This is a genomic window from Texcoconibacillus texcoconensis (assembly GCF_014202575.1).
Taxonomy (GTDB): Bacteria; Bacillota; Bacilli; order Bacillales; family Salisediminibacteriaceae; genus Texcoconibacillus; species Texcoconibacillus texcoconensis.
Genome location: NZ_JACHHB010000005.1, coordinates 19,824 through 37,249, shown reverse-complemented (window position 1 = coordinate 37,249; position 17,426 = coordinate 19,824). Strand labels below are relative to the sequence as shown.

The window sequence follows — 17,426 nt, the reverse complement described above, 5'->3', positions numbered from 1 at the left end:
TTGGTAAGGAGTGACCATAACATGGCAGAAGAAAAGCACTATATGACACTAGAGGGGAAACAAAAGCTAGAAGAAGAATTAGAGTATCTAAAGACAGAACGACGTAAAGAAGTCGTTGAACGTATAAAAATTGCCCGTAGTTTTGGTGATTTATCGGAGAACTCTGAGTACGATGCGGCAAAAGATGAACAGGCTTTCGTTGAAGGGCGTATTTCACAAGTTGAGTCTATGATTCGAAATGCAGAAATCATCTCAGAAGATAACGGAAATGGTTCTGAAGTCGCGCTTGGTCGTTCTGTGAAGTTTAAAGAGTTGCCAGATGGCGATGTGGAAGCATATACGATCGTGGGCCGTGCTGAAGCTGACCCATTCGAAGGAAAAATTTCTAATGATTCACCGATGGCACAAAGCCTTTTAGGTAAATCTGTTGGTGAAAAAGTAAATGTACAAACACCAGGTGGCGACATGGAAGTTGAAATTATGGAAGTAAAATAATAAATTGGCGTGATCCATAGAGGATCACGCTTTTTTGGTTGCAAAAAAAGAATAGTGAGCCCTTCTCTTAAAAATGATAGAAAAGTTCGTCTCGAATTCTGTATGGACTTATCTTATAATAATGAAGAAGGTAATTTTAGCAAACATTCAAACCACCTAGGGATGACGAGGAGGAAAAATATGACCGAATACAATAGTTATGGACTACGCCGTTCAGATATGCGTCGCAAAAAGAAAATTAGTAATATCTTAAATATAGCCATCATTGTTGTTGTCATCGCGATATTGTTTTTAGGGTATCAACTGTTCTTTGGAGGTCCGTCTGACCAAGCATCGATCGATGATCCAGAAGAAGAGACAGAATTGATCGATGAGGAAGAATCATCTGATGATGAACGAGGAGATGTATCTGAAGAAGAGAGCGAAACAGGTGGAATTAATGACGATCAGAATGGAGTAGAAGAAGAAATTAACGGCTCTGAAGAAGAGGCTGTTGAGAGTGAAGATGAAGATGAGACAAGCCCTGATTCTGATCATAGCGAAGGAGAATGGGAGCCGATCGGTACAGAACAAGAGGTAGACGATGAATTTCGTGCTTCTTATGACATGGATTCTCTTAATTGGGCTGAGATGGTAGAGGCGATTGTTTATGCGACTGGCCTTGATGAAGATGAGATGACGATTTGGCACCTGGGTAATGGTGGCGATCCTCAAAGTGCGAAAGGTATTGTTGGAAGATCAGAAAATGCAAACACCCCTTATGAAGTTAGACTCGAATGGGTGACAAATGAAGGGTGGATGCCTGTATCCATTGAAAAACTGGAGGAAAATAACTACAGGTAGAGCCCCTTTTGGATATATATGATGATGCATACGTACATGACATGGAATGGAGAATGAACGACCCCTACCTTATGATGATCAGGTAGGGGTTTTGTTGGTCTGATCTAATAACAAATGGAAAGTATGATAGTTACTTTCATGAATTCGCGGTTTTCGAAACGTTACATTTATCTTAACGGTTACTTATTTCCTTTTCCCTCCCTTAAATTCCATAATTTTTTTATTGCGGTTTTCACTTATTCGTAAAAACATTTTCTATTCCAACACTTCATCTAAGAAGTACATTTTAATTTTTTATACACGAAAAAACCTTTTAAATTAGCTTATTTACCAGACGGAATTTTCTGTCTTTTAAAAAAACCTTGTCGTTTTATATATATTTCGTTAAACTATTTTTTGTAACTAAGTTAACGAAACCGTTTGCACATTTTAGGATAGTAGATAAGCACTCAACACATTGATGTAAAAAATGACACCTAAGACATGGAGAGGAGAATTTAAAGATGGACAAAATCAAACAATTACCGATTTTTTCATTCGATTTTTGGCAAAAATTTGGTAAGGCCTTAATGGTTGTCGTCGCTGTTATGCCTGCGGCGGGTATTATGATTTCTCTTGGTAAAGCATTAGAAATGGTTTCAGATGTATCATTTATGCAAACGGTTGCTCAAATTATGGAGGAAATAGGTTGGGCCGTTATCGGAAACCTTCATATCCTCTTTGCGGTTGCAATCGGTGGAGCTTGGGCGAAAGAACGTGCTGGTGGTGCATTTGCCGCATTGCTCGCATTTATCTTTATCAATAGAATTACAGGTGCGATTTTCGGCGTAAACGGAGATATGCTTGCTGACGAAGGCGCTAAAGTGGAAACGTTAACAGGTAACACGATGATTGTTAGTGATTACTTCATCGATGTTCTAGGCGCACCGGCTTTGAATATGGGCGTTTTTGTCGGAATTATCTCTGGGTTTTTAGGCGCTAGTTTATTTAACCGTTTTAATACATTCGATAAACTTCCAGATGCTCTTGCATTTTTCAATGGGAAACGTTTCGTTCCATTTACCGTAATTGGTGCTTCTGTCATTACATCGATTGTACTTGCGTTCACATGGCCACCAATTCAAACCTCTTTAAACAACTTTGGAGAGTGGATCGCAACATCACGAGACACCGCTCCATTTATCGCACCATTTATTTTCGGAACGGTGGAACGTTTGATGCTTCCATTTGGACTCCACCATATGCTGACTGTTCCACTAAATTATACGGAACTTGGTGGTACGTATTTAATCCAGACTGGTTCTAACATTGGACAAACTGTAGCCGGCCAAGATCCACTTTGGCTTGCATGGGCAACGGACCTTTACAATGCCTCCATTCAAGGAAACACTGAACTTTACAATGAACTAAAAGAAGAAGTTACACCGGCTCGTTTTAAAGCAGGTCAAGTAATTACTTCAACGGCAGCATTGACAGGTATTGCATATGCAATGTACAAAAATGTTGACCCTGACAGAAAAGCGAAATATAAATCCATATTCCTATCTGCAGGATTAGCCGTCTTCTTAACAGGGGTTACTGAACCAATTGAGTTCATGTTTATGTTCGCAGCACCACTTCTTTATATTGTTTACGCTGTGATGACAGGTGTTGCTTTTGGTATCGTTGATTTCATCGACATTCGCGTACACTCTTTTGGTATCATTGAGCTGTTAACGCGTACACCACTCATGATTAATGCAGGAATTGCTCGCGATTTAATAAATTTTGTGCTTGCTTGTCTTGTATTTTTCGGATTAAATTATATGATAGCGAACTTTATGATTAGAAAGATGAAGCTCCCGACACCAGGGCGTAAAGGAAACTACATCGATAATGGTGACAATCAAGAAGCAGCGGCGACAACAGACGGAAATGACAACTCCCAAGCAGCTCAAGTAATCGAACTTCTTGGTGGAAAAGAAAACATTGTTGAAGTTGACGCATGTATGACACGTCTACGAATAACTGTCAAAAATTTAGATGTTGTAGCAAATGAAGATGATTGGAAGAATAACGGTGCCATGGGGCTTGTCGTCAAAGATAAAGGCGTCCAAGCTATATATGGCCCTAAAGCTGACGTTTTAAAATCTGAAATCCTCGATCGTTTAGGAGGGTAATGATTGCGCTTACTCACTTTGAATGTTCATGCATGGCAGGAAGAGCATCAATTAGATAAAATCAACACGTTAGCGAAGGTCATTCATGAAAACCGTTATGATGTGATCGCTCTACAAGAAGTGAGCCAGCTTTATAACGAGCCGATTGAATATGATCACATTCGCGCTGATAATTATGGTCTCCTTGTACAAAAAGAGCTTGAGAAGTTAGGAAGCAACGATTACACACTTTATTGGGATGTTTCCCATTACGGGTACGATATATATGAGGAGGGGCTTGCCCTCCTCGTTCGCCACCCGGCTATAAACGTTGAGTCCTTTTACATTTCCGCATCTCAAGATATCGATTTCTGGAAATCAAGAAAAATCGTCGGTGGCACATTTGATATTAAAGGGGAAAGGGTTGCGCTTTATTCTTGTCATCTCGGATGGTGGAATGACGAGGAGGAGTCCTATACCTCCCAAGTCGATCGCCTCTTAAACAAAGCTGACGAGCATGACTCCTTTATTTTAATGGGTGACTTTAACAGTGCCAGTATCGTTAAAGGCGAAGGGTACGAGTACTTATTAAAATCTGGGTTGTACGACACGCATACACTCGCTCATACTAAGTCAGGGCAAAACACAATTGAAGGAACGATTGCTGGATGGGATCAAAATTCTTCCGGGTTAAAAATTGATTATATTTTAACCAATTGGGGTGCTCATGTCACTGCCTCTCGCGTCATTTTTGACGGTGAAAACAAACCCGTCATTTCCGACCATTATGGCCTTGACGTTGATTTAAGGTTGTCCAACAATAAACAGAAGTGAAATTGACAATGGAATAGGCTTGGGAAAGAAGCTGTCGGGTATCAAATTTACCCTCGTAGCTTTCAAGATTCTAATGGCAAGGAATCGGTGATCTCCGAGGAATGATCGAACGGTTCGATTATTTACAAGATTTAGAGGGCGGCTTCATTTAGATTTGCCCTATGTACAAATTACCATTAGATAATAATGGTTACGATATTTCTGATTTATCCCACACGAAAAACAAACAACATTCATCCTCTAACCATATGAAACGAGAGTTTACCTTATAAAATAAGGACTGTTCCACTGCTGTTGATTAACCCTTATATGGAAGTGGGAATATAATCAAAAGACAAAAAGCCACTCACGTGTAAAATATTTTTGTTACCCCTAACAAAAAAACACGGAGAGTGGCTTTATTGATAGATTTACGAAAGCGCTAAAAAGTATGGGTTCCACGATACAGCACGCATGTTTAAACTTATGAACGACATACACTTTTGGATAATTTCTGCTTCAAAAATGGATGAATTTTTGGGAGGTCGCCCTTTATTGAGATAGAGTAACGAACTGCCTAATTAATCCCATGCCGCTTACATTTTTCGTAGAAACTCGTTTTCCCGACACCTAACATTTTTGCAGCAGTCAGTTTATTGCCATCTGCAATAGAAAGCGCATGTTTAATGGCCTCTTTTTCAGCAGATGCGAGTGTTTCTTTTAAAGGTTGTACTGAATCTGGTGACATATCAATAGGCGATTTATCAGGTGAATTTCTTTCGCTTCTTGTCGCTTTATTGATCCTTCTTTCAACGTCGCCTGCATCCCGTATATATAATGGTAAATGCTCGACTTGAATCGTTTGGCTATCTAAAACATTTAGTGTGCGCTCGAGGACATTTTCGAGTTCACGTACGTTTCCGGGCCAAGAATGTTGTTGAAATTTTTCTAGCACTTCAGATGAAATGGAAGTACCCTGGCGATAAAACTTTCCTTCGAGTTTTTTTATAAGCTTGTTTGTAATAAATTCAATGTCTTCTTTTCGTTTACGTAGAGGAGGTACTTCGATATTAATAACGTTTAATCGGTAGTATAAATCTTGGCGGAAACTTCCATCCTCAACCATCTTCTCTAAATCTCGGTTCGTGGCAGCGATGATTCTCACATCAACATGAACGAGATTTTGGCCACCGACTCTTTTGATTTCACGTTCTTGTAATGCACGAAGGAGTTTACTTTGCATGGAAAATGGCATATCACCAATTTCATCAAGGAAGACGGTTCCGTGGTTGGCAATTTCAAATAACCCCTTCTTTCCTCCTTTTTTCGCACCCGTAAAAGCACCGTCCTCATATCCAAATAATTCGGATTCAAGAAGGTCTGCAGGGATAGAAGCACAGTTAACGGGGATAAAAGGATATTTATCCCTTAAGCTACTATTGTGGATCGCGTGGGCAAATAACTCCTTACCAGTACCAGATTCCCCTGTTAACAAAACGGACGAGTCACTACCGGACACCTTTTCGGCAAACTGTTTTACAGATTGGAAGACTGGACTACTTCCCATTAAGTCTTGAAAGGTATAATTACTGTTTAAATCTTTTATCGTATTGGTTCGAGTATGTTTCAGTTCCTCAATAAGTTGTTGAACTTTATTTTTGTATTGTCTAAGGTCGTCTGGATTTGGAAACATGACCGTTCCCACCGCACCAACTAACTCTCCTTTAATAATCAAAGGGTAACGATTGGCAATCATGACTGTTCCATTAATTGGTTGGATATCTTCTAATTCTTCTTTCCCTGTTTTTGCAACGATATGCATACGGGAGTTTTCAATGATTTCTTGTACAGGTTGGCCAATAGCATCGTCCAAATTTACGGACAAAATGTCACAATAAGCTTTATTTAGATAATAAACCAAGCCTTCTTGATCAACGATTACTGTGGGTAATGTCGAAATATTAATGACCTCAAGTAACCATTCATATGGCAGCGGTTTCATGTTAGTTTTCATAGAATCACCTTAATTTTTTTATTATAAATTTTAAACTGAATAATTATTTTCGATATATAATTATATTTACTTCCGGAATAGCGGGAAGTGTTTACGGAAAAACGGAAAAGCACTACGACCTATGATAACAGTATTTTTTTATTCTTCATATCGTTTTTTTGTTTTTCTGTTCGAAAAAGCGGAATAAATATATTTTCTCTACATCTAAAAAAACGATGAGGAGGGGATTTTGGACTTGGCATAGATATTGCAATATTAATAGGTGACCAAGGAGGTGGTGGAAGCGTTTATAAAAATTCTATAAACCATTGTAAAATGGAAATATTTTTTTGCAGAAAAATGTAAGCGATTACGATGAGACGACAACAGGAGGAATGAACAATGGTTGAAAACAAAGTTGTATTTATTACAGGTGCTGCAAGTGGAATTGGATATGAAATAGGATTGAACTTTGTCCAAAATGGCGCGAAGGTTGTTTTTACAGACGTTAATGAAGAGAAAGTCAACGAAGTAACTGAGGAGTTAACGCAACAAGGGTATGATTGCTTAGGTCTGAAATGTGATGTAACAAATGAAGATGAAGTCAAACTGTCGATTGATGCGACAGTAGAAAAATATGGACGTCTTGATGTTTTATTTAACAACGCTGGTTTGCAACACGTTTCATCAATTGAAGAGTTCCCAACAGAGAAGTTTGAATTTATGACAAAAGTTATGCTTGTTGCACCATTTATCGCAACAAAACATGCGTTTCCAATCATGAAGCAACAAGGGTTTGGACGTATTTTGAATATGGCTTCAATTAATGGTGTCATTGGTTTTGCTGGAAAATCTGCTTATAATAGTGCGAAACACGGAGTGATTGGATTAACGAAAGTGTCCGCTTTAGAAGGAGCAGATCACGGAATCACAGTGAATGCGATTTGCCCTGGTTATGTTGATACACCACTCGTTCGCGGCCAATTTGAAGATTTAGCGAAAAACCGTAATATCCCCGTGGAGAAAGTGCTTGAAGATGTATTATATCCACTAGTACCGCAAAAACGTTTACTAGAAGTAAAAGAAATTGCGGACTATGCATTATTCCTCTCAAGTGATCAAGCAAAAGGGGTAACCGGTCAAGCGGCCATCATCGATGGAGGATACACAACACAGTAATTATCAAAAAAATTCTGTTATACTTCTCTCTGTCCTGGGCTAACGATTGCATTAGGGATGGTTCAGGACGTGACCACTCACTTGTTGAAATGAAGTAAGTGTTCGTGAGAAGAACATTCAATTTTCGGTTTGGATTAATCAATTTTTTTTAAAACAAAAATGTATGCGCTTTCCTATTATTGTATTTTGGAATGTTGTTAAAGGGGTGATTTGATGTTTGGGATTCTTCTCGGACTTATTCTATTAATGGTTCTTGCATATTTAGGTTGGTCGATTATTTGGGTAGCACCAATTGCTGCCGGTGTTGTTGCATTAACAGGGGGATTAGATTTACTAGATGCTTATACAAGTACATATATGAGTGGATTTGTAGGCTTTGCGAAAGACTGGTTCCCTGTCTTCATGTTAAGTGCTATTTTCGGAAAACTGATGGAAGATACGGGCATGGCACGTTCAGTAGCTGAAAAGCTGTCTAATCTAATGGGGAAAGACCGGGCAATTTTAGGGGTGTTGATTGCCTGTGCTGTTTTAACTTACGGCGGTATTAGTTTATTCGTTGTCGTATTTGCAGTATATCCATTGGCATTATCTTTGTTCCGTGAAGCGAATATTTCTAGAAAATTATTACCGCCAACAATTGCGTTAGGTGCATTTACTTTCACAATGACGGCAATACCTGGTACGCCACAAATTCAAAACTTAATTCCTATGCCACACTTTGAAACAAATGCAATGGCGGCACCAATTATGGGAATAGCAGCAGCTTTGGTTATGGCTGGTGGCGGATATTTCTATTTAATTTGGCGCCAAAAGCAACTAACAGCTAAAGGTGAACTTTATGATGAGCCAAAAGATAAAAGTGCTATGACAATTGAAGATGATGCGCCGAACTTCATCTTATCTTTAATACCGCTATTAACGGTTTTAATTACGTTAAATGTTTTCGAATGGGATATTGTTGTATCATTGATTACCGGTATTTTAGTTATTATCTTGTTTAATATAAGTAAAATCAAAGGTTTCACAGGTTCTGTGAATGCTGGAGCAAATGGTTCGATTACTGCGATCATCAATACAAGTGCAGCAGTCGGATTCGGTACAGTCGTTCAAGCAGTTCCAGGATTTGAGCGATTAACACAGATGTTAATGAATGTTCCAGGAAATCCACTTTTCTCTGAAGCTGTTGCTGTTAACCTTTTAGCAGGTGCAACAGGCTCTGCTTCTGGAGGCATGGGGATTGCGCTAGAAGCGTTAGGACCACAGTATTACGAAATTGCAATGAATACTGGCATAAGCCCAGAAGCTTTTCACCGTGTGGCTTCCTTATCGTCCGGTGGTTTAGATGTTCTTCCACACAACGGTGCTGTTTTGACTTTGCTTACAGTTACAGCGATGACACACAAAGATTGTTATAAGGATATTGCGGTGGTAGGAATTATAATCCCAGTTATTTCAACGGTTGTTGCAATTCTATTAGCGACAGTAGGAATTTACTAAAATCAAAAACGTGGAGAATTCCGGATTTCCGGAAAAAGACCTCTCAAAGAGTTCTGGAAAAAAGGAATTTTCCGCAAAATAGGAAAAAGGTAGTTTCTCATTATGGTTCATCAACACACGGACAGTTTTGTTTGTAAACGATTTGGCCAATGGGATCGATAAAAATGTAGATATGTCATTGGATATGAAGTAAGTTGGTACAGAAATTGCATGATTAATAAAGTGATTATGCTAGAGAGTTTACGATATATTTTATGGGGGTGCCGTTCAATGAGTAAATTAGCTTCAAAAAATAAGATGGTTTCCAGTAAAGAAGAACTTTCCTCATTTTTTAAAAATGGTATGACATTGATGTTTGGAGGATTTATGGGGGTTGGAACACCCGAAAAACTCGTTTCGGCGATTATGGATTCAGGCGTTGAAGACCTTACTTTAATCGGTAATGATACCGCTTTCACTGAGACGGGTGTAGGTCCTTTAATTCTTAACCGTCGCGTAGAGAAAGTCATTGCTTCACACATTGGCACAAATCCAGAGACAGGTAAACAAATGATTGCTGGAGATATGGATGTCGAACTAGTTCCTCAAGGGACGTTAGCTGAGCGTGTCCGTGCTGGTGGTGCGGGTCTTGGTGGTGTTTTAACGCCTACTGGTGTCGGCACCGTTGTTGAAGAAGGAAAAGAAAAGATATTAATTGATGAACGCGAATATTTGCTAGAAAAGCCGTTGCGTGCGGATGTAGCTATTATTAAGGCGAATAAAGTAGATAAGTCTGGTAATTTAGTATTCCATCGTTCAGCGCGAAACTTTAACCCGCTTATTGCACTAGCAGCTGATGTGGTTATTGTTGAAGCAGAAGAAGTTGTTGAGGTTGGAGAGATTGACCCAGATCATGTAGTAACACCAGGTATATTGGTAGACAAAATTTTTGTTTAAAGGGAGGTCTTTAAAATGACAGAAGTAAAAACTGCTAAGGAAACGATTGCAGAGCGTGTTGCAAAGGAATTGAAAGATGGCGATGTCATTAATTTAGGTATTGGTCTTCCAACCAAGGTGCCTAAGTTTTTACCGAAAGATGTAGATGTCATTATTCAATCTGAAAATGGATATATTGGTCTTGGACCGGTTGACGGTGAAGAGGACCCAGATCTTGTTGATGCTGGAGGACAGCCTGCAGGGATTCAACCAGGTGGTGCGATGTTTGACAGTGCGTTTTCATTTGAACTAATCCGTGGAGGCCATGTGGATGCGACGGTACTTGGCGGACTTGAAGTTGACAAACATGGAAACATTGCAAACTGGATGGTTCCAGGGAAGATGGTTCCTGGCATGGGGGGAGCGATGGACCTTGTGACAGGGGCGAAGAAAGTCATTGTAGCGATGGAGCACTGTAATAAGAAGGGGGCTTCGAAAATATTAGATCAATGTCAATTGCCTCTTACAGGTAAAGCGGTCGTTGATATGATTGTGACAGAATTAGCAGTCTTCCGTGTAATAGATGACGAGTTAGTACTCGTAGAGCTTCAAGATGGCGTAGATTTAGAGACTGTGAGAGAAAAAACTGAAGCATATTTTGAACTCCATCCAGATTTCAAAATTGAGCAAACGAATTAAATCGTAAGAGGAGGATTAATTGATGCGTGATGTAGTGATTGTAAGTGCCACAAGAACGGCGATTGGAAACTTTATGGGAACGTTAAGCAATACACCAGCTCAGGAATTAGGAGCAGTTGTTATAAAAGATGCCCTAAAGAAAGCAGGAATCAAAGGGGAACAAGTAGATGATGTCATCATGGGACATGTACTACAGGCAGGTCTTGGGCAAGGTCCTGCACGCCAAGCGGCGATTCAAGCTGGTATTCCAGAAGAAGTGACGTCGATGGCGGTGAACAAATTGTGTGGCTCAGGTTTGAAAGCGGTTCACTTGGCGAGTCAATCTATTCAGACCGGTGAAAGTGATATCGTTGTTGCAGGTGGAATGGAAAACATGAGCATGGCTCCATATCTATTACCAAACGGTCGAACAGGGTATAAGATGGGCGATGGAAAAATCGTTGATAGTATGATTCAAGATGGTCTACAGTGTTCAGTAAATAACTATCACATGGGTGTGACAGCTGAAAATGTTGCTGAACAATATGACTTGACACGTGAACAAGAAGATGAGTTTGCCGCTTGGAGTCAGCAAAAAGCAGAGAAAGCAATTCAAGAAGGAACATTTAAAGATGAAATTGCACCGGTTGAAATTCCACAACGCAAAGGGGATCCAATCGTATTTGATACTGATGAATTTCCACGTGCAGGTGTGACAGCGGAAAAACTAGCAAAGCTTAAGCCAGCATTTAAAAAAGATGGCACAGTAACAGCTGGAAACGCATCGGGCATTAATGACGGAGCAGCAGCACTAGTGTTGATGAGTCGTGAAAAAGCAGAAGAGCTCAACTTGAAACCGATGGCCGTCCTTCGTGGTAATGGAAGAGCAGGTGTTGATCCAAAAGTGATGGGTATAGGACCAGTTCCAGCAACGAAAAAAGTTTTAGAACATACAGGATTATCGATGTCAGATATTGACCTCGTAGAAGCAAATGAAGCATTTGCAGCTCAAGCTCTTGCTGTAGGAAAAGATTTAGAAGTGGACGACGAAAAACTAAATGTCAACGGTGGTGCGATTGCACTAGGTCATCCAATTGGCGCCAGTGGCGCGCGCATTTTAGTTACGTTACTGCACGAAATGAAAAGGAGCGACGCACAATACGGCTTAGCAACACTTTGTATCGGCGGTGGAATGGGTGTAGCAAGCATTGTGGAAAATGTACAGTAAATGTTTCTTTAGTTAGTTAAAGAGTAGGTGCTACCGAAGTAGCACCTACTCTTTATCACTTTACACAGGTAAAGTGAGAACCTTTTCTATCTGCTAATAAGACGATCACCTTGTCCATTTGTTTCACTAAGTTGAAATGTTTTCGTTTGCAAAGATGTGATACGATGAGTATATCTAAAATATGAATGGGGAGGAGTTACATATTATGAAGGAAAGAGCACCGATTCGCTACGATGAACGTATCAGCTTGATCGATGGATTTGATTTAGATGCACCAGGGAGAACTGGCACATATGTCATTAATGAAGAACAATTAACGATCGTCGAAACTGGACCGAGCCCATCTGTAAAATATGTAAAAAAGGGGTTAGAGCAATTAGGTTTCTCCCTAGATGAAGTGAAATATATTATTGTCACACACGTTCACCTTGATCACGCTGGTGGAGCGGGACTCCTAGTCAAAGAATGCCCGAATGCGCAAGTCGTCGTTCACCCACGTGGAGAGCGTCATATGGCAGACCCGAGAAAGTTAGCAGCAGGGGCGCGAGCGGTTTATGGTGATAGTTTTACAGAGTTATTTGACCCAGTTGAACCCGTTCCTGAAGACCAGCTACTCGTAAAAGGTGAAGGTGATACGCTGCAAATTGGTCCTAATTGTACATTGGAATTTCTCGATACTCCTGGGCATGCCAAGCACCACTTTAGTATTTATGACCCAGTAAGTCACGGCATGTTTACAGGGGATACGGTCGGCATTCGCTACGATGGCCTTATCCGAGAAGGGGTTGACCTATTTATGCCTTCCACCTCCCCTAACCATTTTGACCCGAACGATATGCGTGCTTCCATTCAACGTATGGAAGAAAAGAACCTTGATCGTATTTATTTTGGTCATTTTGGCATGACGGAAGCCACCACACTAGCATTACACCAAGTTAACGACTGGCTCGATGTCTTTATGGAAGAAGCAGAAAATGTGGTCACAGAAGGTGGTCAATACGATACACTTGCAGACCGTCTACTAAGTCGAGTACAGCAACATCTACGGAAGCAAGGGATCGATGATGAACACGAGATTTATATTTTCATCAATATGGATATGCAGCTGAACGCACTAGGCATGGTTGACTATTTTCAAAAACTTAATCAATAACACGTGCGCATTATATGTATAGAAACCAAGGTGGTTTACTTTTATAGACCACCTTGGTTTTTTTCAACTACTGATAACTACTTAATAATCCCCACATTCGGCTACGGTGCCTAGGGTTGTGTGGATCAACACCACAAGTCATTAAATAATGTGCCCCATAGTCACGCTGCTCCTTTGTCAGTTTTACACCACAACAGTGAGCTAACTGATCTACAACCCAATATGCCCCCTCTGGCGTACATAATTGTTGGTACGTACAGCTATTTAAAACTTTATACACTTTTACTGCACAGACGGGATTACAAATTTTACAATAAAATAATCTCATCAAATGTGGATCTGGATGTCCCATCATCTCACCTCCTAGTGCAGTGTATGAGTGTGTGTTGTTCTTGAAACGGCATGTATTTATGTTGGTTATGGCAAAAAACAAAAATCCAGTCTCAAAATGATAAATTCATAGACACTTATGACTGTCTTTTTTCGCACCTTCAACATAAATTAATCCAAGGAAGAAAAGGGAATTTCTCCACCTTGGAGGGAGTTGAGATGGATAGACAGTATATCAAAGATTATCAACAAAAATATATCGATAATTTAAAAGAGAAGCAAAGGCAGGATGGCTCATGGCACTTTCCGTGTGAGAATGGTCCGTTAACTGATGCTTTTTTATTAATTCTTTTACGCGTATTAAAGGTTAATGATAAGTCATGGATTGATCGGTTAGTAGATAGGCTTTTATATACACAAAGCCCTGAAGGTGTGTGGAAAATTTATGAAGATGAAGAGGGAGGCAATTTATCAGCGACAGTTGAAGCATATACAGCTTTATTATTTTCAGGAAAAGTGACAAGAGAAGATAGAAATATGAAAAAAGCAGAGGCGTTTATTTTAAATCGAGGTGGATTATCGCAGCTTCACGTGTCTACAAAGTTTATGTTAGCTTTAAACGGCTTATACCCTTGGCCACGTTTTTTTCCGCTACCTCTTTCTCTTCTAGTGATGCCGAAATCCCTCCCTTTCACATTTCATCGCATGACAAGCTACGTAAAAGTACACTTTGCTTCGGTTCTGATTGCTGCACATGAACGATTTACAATCGAAAATGAATGGACACCTGACTTAACCCATTTAATAAAAGAAGACAAAAGAATAAAAAGGTTACACAAACAGCGAAAAGAACGAACACATTCATTAAAAAAGGTGCTCTCCCCTCAATTTTTAAAGAAAAAAGCGTACCAAAATGCCGAGGAATATCTCTATCAAAATCTTGAACGTGACGGCACTTTAGGTAGCTATACGAGTGCAACATTTTATTTTATTTATAGCTTATTAGCATTAGGTTATCAATCCAATGCACCGCTGATTCAACATGCGCTCTCAGGTATGAAAGGGTTAGCGACACGTATCGATGGGGAGTATCATATCCAAAATACCCCTTCTACGATTTGGGATACGTCCTTAATCTCTTATGCTTTACAAGAGGGAGAAGTTTCTCCCGATGCCCCAACGATAAAAAAGGCGGAAGCGTTCTTGCTCCGTCATCAACAATCATTACAATCAGGAGGCGCATGGGGTTTTTCTGAAAATAATACCGAAAATCCTGATGTCGATGATACCCAAGCTGCACTACGAGTCATACACAAGACGTCCTATAAACACGAACCGTATCGCCAAGCATGGAACAAAGGGTTTTCCTGGGTGTTATCGATGCAAAATAAAGATGGCGGATGGAGTGCCTTTAACAAAAACCGAAACAACCCTATCATTGCCCGCTTACCAATCGAAAATATATCAGACACAGCAGTTGATCCATCAACAGCAGACATAACAGGAAGAACGCTACAATTTTTGGGCGAGTATTCCCGTTTAACTTTGGACAATCGTCACGTAAAAAAAGCAGTGAATTGGCTTTTCAATCATCAAGAAAATAACGGGTCTTGGTACGGCCGGTGGGGTGTTTGTTATATTTACGGTACATGGGCAGCTGTGACAGGTTTAAAAGCTGTGGGGGTAGAAAAGAATCACCCAGCAATGAAAAAGGCTTCCGATTGGTTAAAAGAGATTCAGCATCGTGACGGGGGATGGGGAGAATCTTGTGCAAGTGACAGTGAGAGAGCGTTCATTCAACTTGATAAAAGTACGCAAACGCAAACGGCTTGGGCTGTCGATGCACTTATTGCGTTAGAAGAAAAAATCACACCTGAAATTGAGCGTGGTATTGCTTATTTAGTAAATGAAAATGGTGACGATGATTATCCAACCGGTGGTGGGCTACCGGGCAACTTTTATTTGTATTATCATAGCTATCAATATATTTGGCCTCTTCTTGCAGTGAGTCACTATTTAAAGCTTTCAGAAGACTGAGGGTTCATCACCCTCAGTTTTTTTGATAACCATTTCAAATAATAAAAATGTAAAAGATTACATAGTACCTTATAATATATGTTACGTGAGATGTTTAAAATTTAGGTGGTGGCAGCAACGATGCTCGTTTTACAAGTGATCTTCATTCAAATGATTTTACCGATTGCATTTCTTTATGACTTATGGAGAGGGAAATATGAAAACAGGCTAGACTGGATGATAAAAGTCGCTTTTTCGGCATTGTTTGTGGCGTGGCTTTTTCAAACAGGGCGATGGGATTGGTTAGGTATTTATATAAGTTATGTATGGCCCTTGCTCTTTTTTGTTGCAGGATTTGTGTCTTGGAAAAAAACGAGCGATCTGCCCTTTTTAACACCGTTAAAAACAAGCGATAAAATCTCTAAAGGAATTTATGTCGTACTCCTTGTTGTGTTTGGATGGTATAACTTATCTGCCCTAAGTGGTTACTCAACAGAGAATGAAACATTAGATTTGACGTTTCCGCTTCAAGATGGGTCATATTATGTTGCGCATGGGGGAAGTTCAACACAACTTAATTATCATCATGCTTATGAACCACAGCAGTATGCGCTAGATATCATGAAAGTCAATTCGTATGGGGCGCGAGCAAATGGATTGTTACCTGAAAATCTTGATGATTATTTGATTTATGACGATCAGCTTTACAGTCCTTGTGATGGAGAAGTCGTAGAAACCAAAGATGGAATTGCTGATATGCCTCCATCAAAGGCCAATCCGCAACAGCCAGAGGGAAATTATGTAACGGTCCAATGCGAAGAAACCGAGGCGGTGGTTTATATTGCGCATATGCGGGAAGGAAGCACGCTTGTTGATGAAGGGGAAATGATAGAAGAAGGTGACCCAATAGGAGCGGTAGGGAATTCTGGGAATACATCTGAACCCCACTTACACATCCATGCAGAAAGAGATGGAGTCGGTGTTCCGCTAACTTTTGACGGACGCTTTTTAACAAGAAATGATATTGTTAGAGTCCCCGTTCATTGAAGCGGGGATTTCATTGTCCCTAAACCAAGAAGTAATAACCTATGACGCAATATGATTTAGCGTAGTACATAAAAGTCCGTCCATTCTCATAAGTTTCATGATTTTGACCTAATCCGTATAAGTATTATATTGGAGGTGTGTGGATTGGGGAAAAATTTTCGTGAGGAAGCATTGTTTGAGCTTAACTTTTGGTTACAAGTGTTAGGGGATCATGGCCGTTTTATCCATGATTCATTATCACCGAGTGAAAAAGAATATGTGCAAAGAGCCAGTCAGTTTATCAAACGATTTGATCAATTGTTGGAAAAGGCACGACAACAGTCATTAAGTGAACAAAATTTGATGTCGTTATTGAATGAAACGAATGCAACGGCAAAGGAGTTACGCCAGTTAAAATTAGATATCATTGAAGATCACTTAGTAGGTGATGTCAATATTCAGCTTCCGCCGTCTTTTTTAAACCATATGGTGAATGAACTTGATGAGGCGTTGAGAGTACTTTCTTATTTGGTACAGGGAGAAGTGCCAGCGGACGTTCATCCCCTTCACCACGATTTGATTTGGTTGTTAGACGCGGCAGGCCATGCAAATGCCATTTCAGGGAATTTAGATCGTGTTGAATATGATTTAAAACAAAAAGGTGATCGTTTTACAAAGGATTGGGAAGAATTTTATCTCAAGGCTGTTGAAATGGTAGGGTACTTGCGAGCCAATGTCGACCGTTTCCCTGCCCTTACAAGGTTTCACAAAGATATTGAATTGGAAATGGCTGTCTTTAAAACATTTTTACGTGAATTAGAAGAGATGGAATTAAATAAAGAAAATTTAGGTGTCTTATCACCTTTAATGGCCGATCATATGGCAAGGGAAGAATGTTATTACTTAATGAAGTTAGCCGAGACGACAGAGGTTTCTATGCCTGAGTGTGATCCGACAAAGCCAAGAACCGAAGCATAAAGAATACGTTAAAGATTGATCGCATGGTTTCTAATGAGAATTCATGCGATTTTTGTTTTATAATGATGATAAACGGATGATATGATGTTTTTTGGAATGAATGCTGGGTGGATAGGGTTTCTTTACATGACGATCTATACATAC

At 39.9% G+C, this 17,426-nt stretch carries 15 protein-coding genes and 1 pseudogene; 14 read left to right on the top strand and 2 right to left on the bottom strand.

Annotated features, from left to right (window positions below; translation table 11 throughout):
* The first annotated feature begins 21 nt into the window (after positions 1-21).
* The 5 genes and pseudogenes from greA to HNQ41_RS16955 form a co-directional block, all read left to right on the top strand.
* Positions 22-495: a transcription elongation factor GreA gene (greA, locus tag HNQ41_RS06545; protein ID WP_184663626.1), complete on the top strand. Its 474-nt coding sequence runs from the start codon at positions 22-24 to the stop codon at positions 493-495.
* A gap of 180 nt (positions 496-675) precedes the next feature.
* Entirely contained in the window at positions 676-1,338 is a 663-nt protein-coding gene (locus HNQ41_RS06540) for a YrrS family protein (protein WP_184663625.1), read from the top strand.
* A gap of 503 nt (positions 1,339-1,841) precedes the next feature.
* On the top strand, positions 1,842-3,497 hold the full coding sequence (locus tag HNQ41_RS06535) for a PTS transporter subunit IIBC (RefSeq protein WP_184663624.1): 1,656 nt from the start codon (positions 1,842-1,844) through the stop codon (positions 3,495-3,497).
* Positions 3,498-3,500: 3 nt separating this feature from the next.
* Entirely contained in the window at positions 3,501-4,310 is an 810-nt protein-coding gene (locus tag HNQ41_RS06530; RefSeq protein ID WP_184663623.1) for an endonuclease/exonuclease/phosphatase family protein, read from the top strand.
* 45 nt (positions 4,311-4,355) lie between these two features.
* Positions 4,356-4,459: pseudogene (locus HNQ41_RS16955) on the top strand (alpha-amylase family glycosyl hydrolase); the annotation flags it as partial.
* 407 nt (positions 4,460-4,866) lie between these two features.
* On the opposite strand, the gene HNQ41_RS06525 reads toward HNQ41_RS16955, so the two are convergent.
* Positions 4,867-6,303 carry a sigma-54 interaction domain-containing protein gene (locus HNQ41_RS06525; protein ID WP_184663622.1) on the bottom strand — a complete coding sequence of 479 codons (1,437 nt, stop codon included), beginning with the start codon at positions 6,301-6,303 and terminating at the stop codon, positions 4,867-4,869.
* A gap of 381 nt (positions 6,304-6,684) precedes the next feature.
* On the opposite strand from HNQ41_RS06525, the gene HNQ41_RS06520 reads away from it, so the two are divergent.
* The 6 genes from HNQ41_RS06520 (at position 6,685) to HNQ41_RS06495 (ending at position 12,932) form a co-directional block, all read left to right on the top strand.
* The gene (locus HNQ41_RS06520; RefSeq protein WP_184663621.1) at positions 6,685-7,461 is read left to right on the top strand and encodes a 3-hydroxybutyrate dehydrogenase; all 777 of its coding nucleotides are present in this window, start codon (positions 6,685-6,687) and stop codon (positions 7,459-7,461) included.
* Positions 7,462-7,674: 213 nt separating this feature from the next.
* The gene (locus HNQ41_RS06515) at positions 7,675-8,958 is read left to right on the top strand and encodes a GntP family permease (protein WP_184663620.1); all 1,284 of its coding nucleotides are present in this window, start codon (positions 7,675-7,677) and stop codon (positions 8,956-8,958) included.
* Positions 8,959-9,228: 270 nt separating this feature from the next.
* Positions 9,229-9,894, top strand: coding sequence for an acetate CoA-transferase subunit alpha (gene atoD, locus HNQ41_RS06510; protein WP_221301875.1), 666 nt, complete (start codon positions 9,229-9,231; stop codon positions 9,892-9,894).
* 15 nt (positions 9,895-9,909) lie between these two features.
* A complete protein-coding gene (locus HNQ41_RS06505) occupies positions 9,910-10,572 on the top strand; it encodes a 3-oxoacid CoA-transferase subunit B (RefSeq protein WP_184663619.1) in 663 nt (220 codons plus the stop codon).
* Positions 10,573-10,594: 22 nt separating this feature from the next.
* The gene (locus HNQ41_RS06500) at positions 10,595-11,779 is read left to right on the top strand and encodes an acetyl-CoA C-acetyltransferase (protein WP_184663618.1); all 1,185 of its coding nucleotides are present in this window, start codon (positions 10,595-10,597) and stop codon (positions 11,777-11,779) included.
* A gap of 205 nt (positions 11,780-11,984) precedes the next feature.
* On the top strand, positions 11,985-12,932 hold the full coding sequence (locus HNQ41_RS06495; protein WP_184663617.1) for an MBL fold metallo-hydrolase: 948 nt from the start codon (positions 11,985-11,987) through the stop codon (positions 12,930-12,932).
* A 67-nt stretch (positions 12,933-12,999) separates the two neighbouring features.
* Here the strand turns inward: HNQ41_RS06495 and HNQ41_RS06490 are convergent, their stop codons facing one another.
* The gene (locus HNQ41_RS06490; RefSeq protein WP_184663616.1) at positions 13,000-13,284 is read right to left on the bottom strand and encodes a hypothetical protein; all 285 of its coding nucleotides are present in this window, start codon (positions 13,282-13,284) and stop codon (positions 13,000-13,002) included.
* Between the two features lie 197 nt (positions 13,285-13,481).
* Here HNQ41_RS06490 and HNQ41_RS06485 point away from each other — a divergent pair, with 197 nt between their 5' ends.
* The 3 genes from HNQ41_RS06485 (at position 13,482) to HNQ41_RS06475 (ending at position 17,282) form a co-directional block, all read left to right on the top strand.
* Positions 13,482-15,299: a terpene cyclase/mutase family protein gene (locus HNQ41_RS06485; protein ID WP_184663615.1), complete on the top strand. Its 1,818-nt coding sequence runs from the start codon at positions 13,482-13,484 to the stop codon at positions 15,297-15,299.
* A gap of 120 nt (positions 15,300-15,419) precedes the next feature.
* Entirely contained in the window at positions 15,420-16,325 is a 906-nt protein-coding gene (locus HNQ41_RS06480) for a M23 family metallopeptidase (protein WP_246421527.1), read from the top strand.
* Positions 16,326-16,469: 144 nt separating this feature from the next.
* Positions 16,470-17,282, top strand: coding sequence for a DUF2935 domain-containing protein (locus tag HNQ41_RS06475; RefSeq protein WP_184663614.1), 813 nt, complete (start codon positions 16,470-16,472; stop codon positions 17,280-17,282).
* The last annotated feature ends 144 nt before the right edge of the window (positions 17,283-17,426 follow it).

Excerpts from the sequence above, each read along its gene's own strand:
- HNQ41_RS06520 (WP_184663621.1), top strand. The coding sequence starts at position 6,685 with ATGGTTGAAAACAAAGTTGTATTTATTACAGGTGCTGCAAGTGGAATT.
- HNQ41_RS06525 (WP_184663622.1), bottom strand. The coding sequence starts at position 6,303 with ATGAAAACTAACATGAAACCGCTGCCATATGAATGGTTACTTGAGGTC.
- HNQ41_RS06500 (WP_184663618.1), top strand. The coding sequence starts at position 10,595 with ATGCGTGATGTAGTGATTGTAAGTGCCACAAGAACGGCGATTGGAAAC.
- HNQ41_RS06490 (WP_184663616.1), bottom strand. The coding sequence starts at position 13,284 with ATGGGACATCCAGATCCACATTTGATGAGATTATTTTATTGTAAAATT.
- HNQ41_RS06480 (WP_246421527.1), top strand. The coding sequence starts at position 15,420 with ATGCTCGTTTTACAAGTGATCTTCATTCAAATGATTTTACCGATTGCA.
- HNQ41_RS06540 (WP_184663625.1), top strand. The coding sequence starts at position 676 with ATGACCGAATACAATAGTTATGGACTACGCCGTTCAGATATGCGTCGC.
- HNQ41_RS06505 (WP_184663619.1), top strand. The coding sequence starts at position 9,910 with ATGACAGAAGTAAAAACTGCTAAGGAAACGATTGCAGAGCGTGTTGCA.
- HNQ41_RS06495 (WP_184663617.1), top strand. The coding sequence starts at position 11,985 with ATGAAGGAAAGAGCACCGATTCGCTACGATGAACGTATCAGCTTGATC.
- HNQ41_RS06485 (WP_184663615.1), top strand. The coding sequence starts at position 13,482 with ATGGATAGACAGTATATCAAAGATTATCAACAAAAATATATCGATAAT.
- greA (WP_184663626.1), top strand. The coding sequence starts at position 22 with ATGGCAGAAGAAAAGCACTATATGACACTAGAGGGGAAACAAAAGCTA.
- HNQ41_RS06535 (WP_184663624.1), top strand. The coding sequence starts at position 1,842 with ATGGACAAAATCAAACAATTACCGATTTTTTCATTCGATTTTTGGCAA.
- HNQ41_RS06515 (WP_184663620.1), top strand. The coding sequence starts at position 7,675 with ATGTTTGGGATTCTTCTCGGACTTATTCTATTAATGGTTCTTGCATAT.
- atoD (WP_221301875.1), top strand. The coding sequence starts at position 9,229 with ATGAGTAAATTAGCTTCAAAAAATAAGATGGTTTCCAGTAAAGAAGAA.